General features: G+C 58.8%; 9 protein-coding genes. 5 read left to right on the top strand and 4 right to left on the bottom strand.

Annotation, left to right across the window (positions count from 1 at the left end):
* Positions 1–36 precede the first annotated feature (36 nt).
* The 4 genes from AC3IT9_RS19500 (at position 37) to AC3IT9_RS19485 (ending at position 5295) form a co-directional block, all read left to right on the top strand.
* Positions 37–753, top strand: coding sequence for a hypothetical protein (locus AC3IT9_RS19500; protein ID WP_489270765.1), 717 nt, complete (start codon positions 37–39; stop codon positions 751–753).
* 608 nt (positions 754–1361) lie between these two features.
* A complete protein-coding gene (locus AC3IT9_RS19495; RefSeq protein WP_489270764.1) occupies positions 1362–2009 on the top strand; it encodes a hypothetical protein in 648 nt (215 codons plus the stop codon).
* A 250-nt stretch (positions 2010–2259) separates the two neighbouring features.
* On the top strand, positions 2260–4299 hold the full coding sequence (locus AC3IT9_RS19490) for an oxidoreductase (RefSeq protein ID WP_150725887.1): 2040 nt from the start codon (positions 2260–2262) through the stop codon (positions 4297–4299).
* Between the two features lie 69 nt (positions 4300–4368).
* Positions 4369–5295, top strand: coding sequence for a 1-aminocyclopropane-1-carboxylate deaminase/D-cysteine desulfhydrase (locus AC3IT9_RS19485; protein WP_489270763.1), 927 nt, complete (start codon positions 4369–4371; stop codon positions 5293–5295).
* A 137-nt stretch (positions 5296–5432) separates the two neighbouring features.
* Here AC3IT9_RS19485 and AC3IT9_RS19480 read toward each other — a convergent pair whose 3' ends face one another.
* The 3 genes from AC3IT9_RS19480 to AC3IT9_RS19470 form a co-directional block, all read right to left on the bottom strand.
* Positions 5433–5993 carry a cytochrome b gene (locus AC3IT9_RS19480; protein WP_489270762.1) on the bottom strand — a complete coding sequence of 187 codons (561 nt, stop codon included), beginning with the start codon at positions 5991–5993 and terminating at the stop codon, positions 5433–5435.
* 180 nt (positions 5994–6173) lie between these two features.
* Positions 6174–7001: a phosphonoacetaldehyde hydrolase gene (phnX, locus tag AC3IT9_RS19475; protein WP_489270761.1), complete on the bottom strand. Its 828-nt coding sequence runs from the start codon at positions 6999–7001 to the stop codon at positions 6174–6176.
* Between the two features lie 155 nt (positions 7002–7156).
* Entirely contained in the window at positions 7157–8266 is a 1110-nt protein-coding gene (locus AC3IT9_RS19470; protein WP_489270760.1) for a 2-aminoethylphosphonate--pyruvate transaminase, read from the bottom strand.
* 109 nt (positions 8267–8375) lie between these two features.
* Here AC3IT9_RS19470 and AC3IT9_RS19465 point away from each other — a divergent pair, with 109 nt between their 5' ends.
* Entirely contained in the window at positions 8376–9239 is an 864-nt protein-coding gene (locus AC3IT9_RS19465) for a LysR substrate-binding domain-containing protein (protein ID WP_489270759.1), read from the top strand.
* Positions 9240–9360: 121 nt separating this feature from the next.
* Here AC3IT9_RS19465 and AC3IT9_RS19460 read toward each other — a convergent pair whose 3' ends face one another.
* Complete coding sequence (locus AC3IT9_RS19460; RefSeq protein ID WP_150758954.1) at positions 9361–10233, bottom strand: LysR family transcriptional regulator; 873 nt, start codon at positions 10231–10233, stop codon at positions 9361–9363.
* Positions 10234–10475: the final 242 nt, after the last annotated feature.

Below are 10475 nucleotides of genomic sequence, written 5' to 3'. Positions count from 1 at the left end.
CTGTCGCAAGGAGCGTGGACAGCGGAGGGGAGGGCAATGGATGCCCTCCCTTTCTCCTTCCATTCAATTGCCCATTGGCTATCGGGGTGCCAGCAGCGTACTGGAACTCATCAAAGCAGGTTGGAACCGAACTGCGAAATCAAAGAAACAATGGAAAAAGGAAACCCGGCCTTGAACATTTCAGCCATCTGCGTCTTGAGCAGTCTATTGGTTTCGGTCGCGGCTTTTGCTAGTGGGGTTACTCCACTCTTCGACCTGGATTTCACCAGATCAGCCACGGAAACACTGAAAAAACTGGACATCAACGACGCTTGTATTATCGCCGTCTCAAGTCCTGCTGCGTTTACCTTCTGCCGAGACGGATCGTCAACGCTCTGGAAGTATCAGGCGTTGGATCTAGAGCAACAGGCGGCGATCCAGATTGGTCAAAAGCGCTCTTCGGCGGATGATCAGCGAATTACCGTTGAAGAAATCGATAGCGCTGCCTGCGAGGAGGATCACCTTGCGCTATTGGTTAATCCGGCTATTACGCGTGGACTTGTCCTTGGCCTGATTACCCTGTTTCTGGTGCTAGGCATCCGACACACTTACCGGGCAATCCTGTATTGCCGTTATGACCACACCAGGTTTTCGAAGTCCGGTTGGCAGCGATTGAGTGAATCCCGGTTACCGCACAATTCAACGGTTATGGCATTGGCCGCGTGGGGTTTAGCTGCAACTATGGCGTTTGCTTACTTTGGATTTTGGGCATGACCACAGATGACGATTAAGTAACTTGATTCACGCCCTGATTGATTCAAATGATCCTGCGTTGCGGCCTGCTTGAAGTGGTGGCCGGATTACCGCGGAATACGCAGTTGGAGCTGGCTCTGGATGAGAGTCGCTCGCTATTGTGCATGTTATGGGATGTATAATAACTAGCGGATCCAATATGCAGTTGTAAAAGTGCATGTAGTCAAGCAGGCCAGTTTTGGTGGGGCATAGAGTGAAAGTTGGCTCATTACTGTCGCTTCAGGCGCACTTGCGCTACGCACCGTTTGTCGGTGGTTTGCTCAAGAAATGAACATTGGAACGTCTGTGGCCTCTGATTCCTAAGCACGTCAGTCATGACCTGCCCCTGCAGTTGAAAAAAAGAAGTGGAAGTTGAATCTCAAGTGCAGTCAATGCACATGGGGGGATCTGAAACTCATGGAGGTGATAAACCAGCCGGTCATTGATTTGCCAGACGAGTCAATGAGGTTAACAGTGCCGAGTCCATGATTTGGCTTATCTTTTAGAAGTAAGGTCGTACAGGGTTTTTAATAATTAAAGATTCTGTCAGGTGGTCGATCCGTACTCTCGAATAAGGTGGAGAAAATACCGTGGCGATAAATACCATTATGAGTCTGCTGGAAAATAAAGAATTCCTGGAGTTTTTGCGTCTGGGCGTTATTTACGTTCATTTGGTGGCGTGTTGTGTGGCCATCGGTTTGGTGTTGACCAGTGATGTCGCTATGGTTAGAGACCTGTTAAGGCGAAAAGTATTCGTTGAGCATGATAATGCTCACATGGAAAGTCTTCAAAAGTCTGTCATTGTTGCACTGATAGCTCTGTGGGTAACGGGTGTCGCTGTCGTCGGTATTGATTACCTGGACAAAGGTCTCGATTACTTTTTGAATCCAAAGCTTCAAGCCAAAGTCATTATTGTCGCGTTGCTGAGTTACAACGGCGTCCTGTTGCATCGCATGGTACTGCCAGCACTGCATAAGGCAGGCTCCTTGCTCAATCTCGGGTTCAGTGCACGAATGCTGGCGTTGGCCTGCGGCTCGTTATCGGCAGTGTCCTGGATGTATGCCGCCATGCTGGGTGTCGGACGTCCTTTGGCCTGGAAGTATTCCCTTTCCGAACTGTTGATGGCTTATCCGGTACTGATTGCGCTGGGGTTCCTGACGATGCTGGTGTTGACCCAGCGAGCGAAACAACAGGACGACTACGTTGCGCCTGCGCGGACCGTAGCAAGCGCATGTTAAGCCGGTTCTGCATGTAAACCTTGCGGGCTTGTCCAGAGTCCGAAAGGTAGCGACCTTCCTGGAGCAGGGTTCAACCCGGACCTGCACCGGAAGGTCGTTTCAGTTTTGAGTTGTAGCTGCTCACTTCGATCATTAAGTTGTCAGTTATGGTCATTGAGCGACAGCGTCGTGACTCTTAGTCTGTCGAACATGACTGATGGGGGCCGTAGAGCTTCCGCACTTTCCGTGATCGCTCGATGTGGAGTTACCGATGACCGCCGCTCAATACCCGCACCTGTTGGCTCCGCTGGACCTGGGTTTCACCACGCTGCGCAATCGCACCCTGATGGGGTCGATGCACACTGGCCTTGAAGAGAAACCGGGCGGCTTCGAGCGCATGGCGGCGTACTTTGCCGAGCGTGCCCGTGGCGGTGTCGGCCTGATGGTCACCGGCGGTATCGGCCCGAACGACGAGGGTGGCGTGTATTCCGGTGCGGCCAAGCTGACGACCGAAGAAGAGGCGCTCAAGCACCGTATCGTCACCCGTGCCGTGCATGACGCGGGCGGCAAGATCTGCATGCAGATCCTCCATGCCGGTCGTTATGCCTACAGCCCGAAACAGGTTGCACCCAGCGCAATTCAGGCGCCAATCAACCCGTTCAAGCCCAAGGAGCTGGACGAGGAAGGCATCGAGAAGCAGATCAGCGATTTCGTCACCTGCTCGGTACTGGCACAAACCGCCGAGTACGACGGCGTGGAAATCATGGGCTCGGAAGGTTATTTCATTAACCAGTTCCTCGCCGCCCACACCAACCACCGTACCGACCGCTGGGGTGGCAGCTACGAAAACCGTATGCGCCTGCCGGTGGAAATCGTTCGTCGCGTGCGTGAAGCGGTAGGCCCGAACTTCATCATCATTTTCCGCCTGTCGATGCTCGACCTGGTCGAGGGCGGCAGTACCTGGGAAGAGATCGTGCAATTGGCCAAGGCCATCGAGCAGGCCGGTGCGACCATCATCAACACCGGCATCGGCTGGCACGAAGCGCGGATTCCGACCATCGCCACCAAAGTGCCGCGCGCGGCCTTCAGCAAGGTCACGGCCAAACTGCGGGGTTCGGTCAATATTCCGCTGATCACCACCAACCGTATCAACACCCCGGAAGTGGCCGAGCAGATCCTGGCCGAGGGCGATGCCGACATGGTGTCCATGGCGCGGCCGTTCCTCGCCGACCCGGATTTCGTCAACAAGGCCGCTGAAGGTCGCGCCGATGAAATCAACACCTGCATCGGTTGCAACCAGGCCTGCCTCGATCACACCTTCGGCGGCAAGCTGACCAGTTGCCTGGTCAACCCGCGTGCCTGCCACGAAACCGAACTCAACTATCTGCCGGTGCAGCAACTGAAGAAAATCGCCGTGGTCGGTGCCGGCCCGGCCGGTTTATCCGCCGCGACCGTGGCCGCCGAGCGTGGCCATCAGGTGACGCTGTTCGATTCGGCCAGCGAAATCGGCGGTCAGTTCAACATCGCCAAGCGCGTTCCGGGCAAGGAAGAGTTCTTTGAGACCATTCGCTACTTCAACCGCAAGTTGCAGACCACCAACGTCGAGGTGTGCCTGAACACCCGAGTCGACGTAGCCGGGCTGGTCGAGGGCGGCTACGACGAGATCATTCTGGCCACTGGCATTGCGCCGCGCGTGCCGGCCATTCCAGGGGTGGAAAACGCCAAGGTGCTGAGCTACCTGGACGTGATCCTGGAGCGGAAAACGGTCGGCAAGCGCGTCGCGGTGATTGGTGCCGGTGGTATCGGTTTCGACGTCTCCGAGTTCCTTGTGCATGAAGGCGTCGCCACCAGTCAGGATCGCGCCGCGTTCTGGAAGGAATGGGGCATCGATACGCACCTTGAAGCGCGCGGTGGTGTCGCTGGTATCAAGGCCACGCCCCATGCCCCGGCCCGCGAGGTGTTCCTGCTGCAACGCAAGAAATCCAAGGTCGGTGATGGCTTGGGCAAGACCACCGGCTGGATTCATCGCACGGGTCTGAAGAACAAGCAGGTGCAGATGCTCAACAGCGTCGAATACCTGAAGATCGACGACGAAGGCCTGCACATCCGCATCGGCGAAACCGGCGAAGCTCAGGTGCTGCCAGTGGACAACATCGTGATTTGCGCCGGGCAGGATCCGCTGCGCGAGTTGCATGACGGTCTGGTGGCGGCGGGGCAGAGCGTGCATCTGATCGGCGGTGCGGACGTTGCGGCAGAGCTGGATGCCAAGCGGGCGATCAATCAGGGTTCGCGTTTGGCGGCGCAGTTGTAATCCACATCGTTTGGGTTCACACCACAAGTCGGCTGTTAAGATGCCGGATCTTTCCATAGATCCGGCATCATGCTTTCTCCTCCAGACAATTGGCTTCTTCAAGCCCCCCTCGACCCCCTTTACCTCGACTGGCTGACTCAAGCCGGCATCGAAGTGGCGATCCTGCGTCTGGACCGGATCGACCCGCTGATCAGCGGCAACAAATGGTTCAAGCTCATCGAACACCTGAAAACCGCCGACCGCCTGGGGGCCGAAGGCATCATCAGTCTCGGTGGCGCGCACTCCAATCATCTCCACGCGTTGGCGGCAGCGGGCAAGCGTTTCGGCTTTTCCACCGTCGGCCTGTTGCGCGGGCATCCTCAGGAAACCCCGACGGTCAAAGACTTGCAGGTATTTGGCATGCAGTTGCACTGGCTGGGTTACGCAGGCTATCGAGCGAGGCATGAAGCGGGCTTCTGGCAACCCTGGCAAACCCGCTATCCGACGTTGCATCCGGTGCCTGAAGGGGGCGGTGGTTTGCCTGGCGCCCTGGGTTGCACGCAATTGCGGGCCAGCGTTTGCACGCAATTGGAGGGCTTGGGCTGGAACGACTACGATGGCTGGTGGCTGGCCTGCGGGACTGGCACGACGCTGGCCGGCCTGGTGCTGGGTGAAGAGGGGGATCATCCGGTGTACGGCGCCCTGGCAGTGCCTGATGACCACGGGGTAGCGCAGCAGGTCGAGAGAATCGTGCAGGAAGCGGGTGTGGTCGATGCGGTGTATGAGCTGTTTGAGGCCAGTCGCGGCGGGTTTGCCAAGGTTGATCCGCTGCTGCTCGACTTTATCGAACAGACAGAGCAGGCGGGAAATATTCCACTGGAGCCGCTGTATACCGGCAAGGCACTCATGGCCCTCAAGCAACAAGTCGAGGCGGGGAAGTTCGCCCGGGGCACTCGGCTGATATTCGTCCACACGGGCGGCTTGCAAGGGCGGCGGGGGTTCAACTCACAAGTCTGAAAGTCACCGAAAACCAATGTGGGAGCGAGCTTGCTCCGGGCGGCGTTCCGACGATGGCGGTGTATCAGTCGACAAATGCGCCGAATGCAACACCCTCATCGCGAGCAGGCTCGCTCCCACATTGGAATTCATTGGTCTCAGGTATCGCGGTTCACCCGCTTGGGCATCATCCGCAGCAAGGTGTTATCGCCCACCACATAATGGTGATACAGCCCGGCCACGGCATGCAGGCCGATCAGCCAATAGCCGATAGTGCCGCCGAGTTCGTGCCAGCCCTGGAGTTGTTTGGCCAGGTCTTTGTTTTCCGCGACCAGCATCGGCAGGTCGACACCGTAGAACATCACCTGATTGCCTTTGGCGCTGGTGACCAGCCACCCGAGAATCGGTGTGACGATCATGAAAATGTACAGCGCCCAGTGCATCAGCCTGGCCAGCGTCGTTTGCCAGTGCGGCGAGGCCGGGAAGATCTGCGGCGCCGGGCCGAGACTGCGGGCGAACAATCGCAGCCAGACCAGAACGAATACGGTCAGGCCGAGCATGAAGTGTGATTCGACGATCAGCGTGCGCCCGCCACTGCCCTTGGGAAAGAACCCGCGAAACTCGATACAGGCGTAAACCAGCACCAGCAGGACCAGCATCAACCAATGCAGCGCGATCGATACGGTGCTGTAGCGCGACTCGGAGTTTTTCCACGGCATACGGTGTTCCTCAGAGGTCCGGTTTAAAGCCACCGTTCTTGTCCGACGGTGTGCTCTAACTGTAATCCTGTTTCACCGGGTTTGCCTGAGGCGATTGGTCGCTGGATGCTCTGGTTCGGGTAATACACAGAAAAACCCAGTAGGAGCGAGCAAGCTCGCTCCTACTGGGAGTTGCGTTTTTTAGCTCGACTGCGGCATTTCACCGTTGGCCAGGCGCTTGTTGATGTCGGCGATCACTTCCGACAGATCAGTGATGGTGTCGATCATGTAGTGCGGGCGCGAACCTTCGAACATTGCGTGGATGCGCTTGCGCTCGCTGTCCAATTGGTCGCTCCCCAGGGCGCGATAACCTTCGTAGTCCAGGCCCAGGGCGTTGCCCGAGCAGATCAGCGCGACGGTCCACATGCCGGCGCGGCGACCCTCGAGAATGCCCGGCACGGTGTCATCGATCTTCACGCACGCGGCGACATCGTCAATGCCCAGGGCGATGACGTTGGCCAGCGCCTGGGCGGGCCATGGGCGGCCATTCGGGACTTCGTCGGTGGCGACCACGTGATCGGCGACGTAGCCGTTGGTGGCGGCCAGTTCGACCACTTTGTCCATGACCTGCTTCGGGTAACCGGAGCAGGAGCCGATCTTGATCCCTTGCTGGCGCAGGTTGGCGATGGTCTCCAGCGCCCCCGGAATCAGCGCCGAGTGTTCGGCGATTTTTTCGATCTGCAGCGGCATGAAGCGTTGGTAAATCGCCGTGACGTCATCGTCGGTCGGCGTGCGGCCGAACACTGCGCGATAGCGTTCGGCAACTTGCGGCTGATCGCACAGGGTGCGGATGTGGTCCCACTTGCCCATGCCCATCGGGCCACGGGCCTCTTCGATGGACACCTGGACGTCGAACTCGGCGAAGGCCTCGACGAAAATCTGCGTCGGAGCGAAGGAGCCGAAGTCGACCACGGTGCCGGCCCAGTCGAGGATGGCGGCTTGCAGTTTGGTTGGGTTGGAGTAGTTCATGGCAATTAAATTCCTGTAGAAACTGACTATTGGAGAGCAGCTTTTACTGTGGGAGCGAGCTTGCTCGCGATGGCGGTCTTTCATCCAGCATGTGTGTCGACTGACCTGGCCTTATCGCGAGCAGGCTCGCTCCTACAGGGGGATTGCGGTGTGGATCAGATTTCCAGCACTTCCATCTCACGCAACACTTCAGCAATCGCCGCCACCGCTTCGCGCATTTCGGCGGGTTGGACATGGCCGATGCAGCCGACGCGGAAGGTTTCGACCTGGGTCAGTTTGCCGGGGTAGAGGATGTAACCCTTGGCCTTGACCCGCTCGTAGAACTCCTTGAACTGGTAGCGCGGATCTTTCGGGGCGTGGAAGGTGGCGATGATCGGCGCCTGGATAGCCGCTGGCAGGAAGCTGCGCAGCCCCAGTTTGGCCATCTCTTGCATCAATGCCTGGCAGTTGGCGGCGTAGCGTTCGTGCCGCGCGGGCAAGCCACCTTCTTCGTTGTATTGCAGCAGGGCTTCGTGCAGCGCGGCGACCACATGGGTCGGCGGGGTGAAGCGCCATTGGCCGGTCTTGGCCATGTAGGCGTGCTGGTCCTGCAGGTCCATCGCCAGCGAATGCGAGTTACCGGCGGCGCTGGCCAGGGATTCTTTGCGAGCGAAGACAAAACCCATGCCCGGTACGCCCTCCAGGCATTTGCCCGAGGCGGCGATCAGTGCGTCGAAGGGCACCTGTTGCGCGTCCACCGGCAGCGCGCCGAAGGAGCTCATGGCGTCGATGATCAGGCGCTTGCCGTGTTGCGCAACAACCTGGGCAATCTCTGGCAGTGGATTGAGGATGCCGGTGCTGGTTTCGCAGTGAATCAGGGCGACGTGAGTGATGTCTTGATCGGCGCGCAGCAGGCGATCGACGTCGGCGGCGGTGGTCGGCTCGTCTTCGGCGGTTTCGAACGTGCTGAAGGAGCGGCCCAGTACTTCGCAGATTTTCGCCAGGCGTTTGCCATAGGCGCCGTTGATCAGTACCAGAATCTTGCCATCCCGAGGCACCAGCGTGCCGATCGCTGCCTCGACCGCGAAGGTGCCGCTGCCTTGCAAAGGCACACAGTGGTGGGTGGCGGCGCCGTTGATGATTGCCAACAGTTGCTCGCAGAGGCTGGCGGTCAGTTGATTGAAGCGGTCATCCCATGAACCCCAGTCAACCATCATTGCCTGACGGGTGCGGGCCGACGTGGTCAACGGGCCGGGGGTGAGCAGGATGGGTTCGGCAGTACTCATTCTCGTGTCCTCGCAATCGATGGGATGAAGCGTTGGTGCCTAAATTGCAATTTGCCGTGTTATCAATCAAATTGTTTATTGTTATGCCAGCCATCAGTGAGGGTTATTCATGAACCTGTTTCAGCTGCGCGCCTTCGATGCCGTGGCCCGGGAAGGCAGCTTTACCCGGGCGGCGGCGCGGCTGTTCATCAGCCAGCCGGCGGTTACCGGGCACATCAAGGCCCTTGAGGAGCACTACCAGATCACCCTGCTGCGCCGCACCGCCCGACGCGTGGAACTGACAGAGGAGGGCACCAAACTGGCGGCAATCACCCGGGCGATGTTCGGCCTGGCCGAAGAGGCGCAGGTGATGCTCGAAGCCAACCGGCAATTGCTGACCGGGCGCCTGGAGGTGGCGGCGGACGGTCCGCACATGGTCATGCCGATGCTCGCCAGCCTGCGGGCGCGTTATCCAGGGATCACGGTGAACCTGCGCCTGGGCAACGCCCAGGAAACCCTGGCGGCGTTGTTGTCCGAACATGCCGACGTGGCGGTGCTGACCGAAGTCGAGCCGCGCAAGGGCTTGCATCTGCAGGCGCTGAACGAATCACGGATTTGCGCGCTGGTGCCCGATGGGCATCCTTGGGCGCAGAAAACCAAAGGCGTGCAGCTCAAGGAGCTGGATCAGGTGATCATGGTGCTGCGGGAACCGAGTTCGATTACCCGGCGCACCTTCGATGAGGCGTGCGCCCAGGCCAGGGTCAATCCACGGGTGTTGCTGGAACTGGACAGCCGCGAAGCGGTGACCGAGGCGGTGGCCGCCGAACTGGGGGTGGGGGTGGTGTCGTCGGTGGAGGTCAGTCACGATCCACGGGTGGCGGCGGTACCGATCATTGGCGAGGGGTTGGTGAATCGGCACATGATCGGGTGCATGGAGCGGCGACGGGATTTGCGGTTGATTCAGGCATTTTTCGGGTTGGCGCCTGCCAGGTAGATCGAGTCGCCTGCATCGCTAGCAGGCTAGCTCCCACAGTGGTCCTGTGTTGCCTGCATAATCTGTGGTCAACGCAAATCTCCTGTGGGAGCTAGCCTGCTAGCGATGGGGCCGGGCCTGCTTATACAAGACTCTCGCGCACCATCTCCAGAAAAGTCGCCACCACCCGCCGCGAACTCTGCTCGCGCAAACACACCAGGGTTTCAGTCAGCCTGCGTTTGCAATCAGTAATCGGCAACGCACACACCCGCGAATCCGCACCAAACTCGGCAGCCGACACCACGCCCACTCCAATCCCGACCACCACCGCCTCTCGCGCCGCCTCCCGACCTTCAACCTGAATTGCCGGGCGAATGCGGAACCCGGCACCGGCCATTTCCTCCTCCAGCGTCTGCCGGGTCACCGAACCGATTTCCCGCAACACCAGTGGCGTGTCATCGAGGTCCGCGAGGGTGATGGATTCGCGCTCAGCCCACGGATGATTGCGCGACACGAACGCCACCATCGGGTCGTTACGCAGGGGCAGGGATATCAGGCGTTCATCGCTGACGTCACGCCCCAGCAACGCCAGGTCGGCCTGATAGTTGAACAGTCGGAACAGCGATTCATCGGTGTTGCCGGTTTCGATCTTCACGCTGATCCCCGGGTAGCGTTCGCAGAATCGGGCGATCTGCGGCAGCACGTGGATCGGTGCATCCACCGCCAGAATCAGGCTGCCGGTCTGCAGGGCCTGGGAATCCTGAAGCAGTTCCTGGGCCTCGGCTTCGATGACAAACAATTTCTGCGTCACGCCGAGCAGGCGCTCGCCCAGATCAGTCAGGCGCACGGAACGCTTGTTGCGGTGAAACAGCAAAACCCCGTAGCGCTCTTCGAGTTTGCGCACCTGGTCGGAAATCGCCGGTTGCGTCAGAAACAGGCGCTCGGCGGCCTTGGTAAAGCTTCCATGCACCGCTACGGCATGGAAAGCTTTGAGCTGGGCGTGGGACACCGACATGGGAATCTCCAGTAACAAGCTGAGCTTATATTTGAAATACGATAAATCGATTTCACTTATTAATCAGTAATTGTTTTTATCCACCTCAGCCCCGCTGACTGGTCAGTCGAACAGCAGCGGGTGCCATGAGCCTGTGCGTGCAACAACAGGACTCATCTGACCGGTATCCGCCGTAGGGACAGGGCGATATCGCAGTGCTCAACAATAAAAACACAGGCGTTTTCTTCCAATTCTGCCGGCAC

It is taken from the genome of Pseudomonas sp. KH_046_1, assembly GCF_057839025.1.
Note: the sequence above shows the minus strand (reverse complement) of the source record. Positions and strands in the feature narration are given on the sequence as shown.

Coding starts and splice junctions, on each gene's coding strand:
- AC3IT9_RS19500 (WP_489270765.1), top strand. CDS start 37: ATGGATGCCCTCCCTTTCTCCTTCCATTCAATTGCCCATTGGCTATCG.
- AC3IT9_RS19490 (WP_150725887.1), top strand. CDS start 2,260: ATGACCGCCGCTCAATACCCGCACCTGTTGGCTCCGCTGGACCTGGGT.
- AC3IT9_RS19485 (WP_489270763.1), top strand. CDS start 4,369: ATGCTTTCTCCTCCAGACAATTGGCTTCTTCAAGCCCCCCTCGACCCC.
- AC3IT9_RS19480 (WP_489270762.1), bottom strand. CDS start 5,993: ATGCCGTGGAAAAACTCCGAGTCGCGCTACAGCACCGTATCGATCGCG.
- phnX (WP_489270761.1), bottom strand. CDS start 7,001: ATGAACTACTCCAACCCAACCAAACTGCAAGCCGCCATCCTCGACTGG.
- AC3IT9_RS19470 (WP_489270760.1), bottom strand. CDS start 8,266: ATGAGTACTGCCGAACCCATCCTGCTCACCCCCGGCCCGTTGACCACG.
- AC3IT9_RS19465 (WP_489270759.1), top strand. CDS start 8,376: ATGAACCTGTTTCAGCTGCGCGCCTTCGATGCCGTGGCCCGGGAAGGC.
- AC3IT9_RS19460 (WP_150758954.1), bottom strand. CDS start 10,233: ATGTCGGTGTCCCACGCCCAGCTCAAAGCTTTCCATGCCGTAGCGGTG.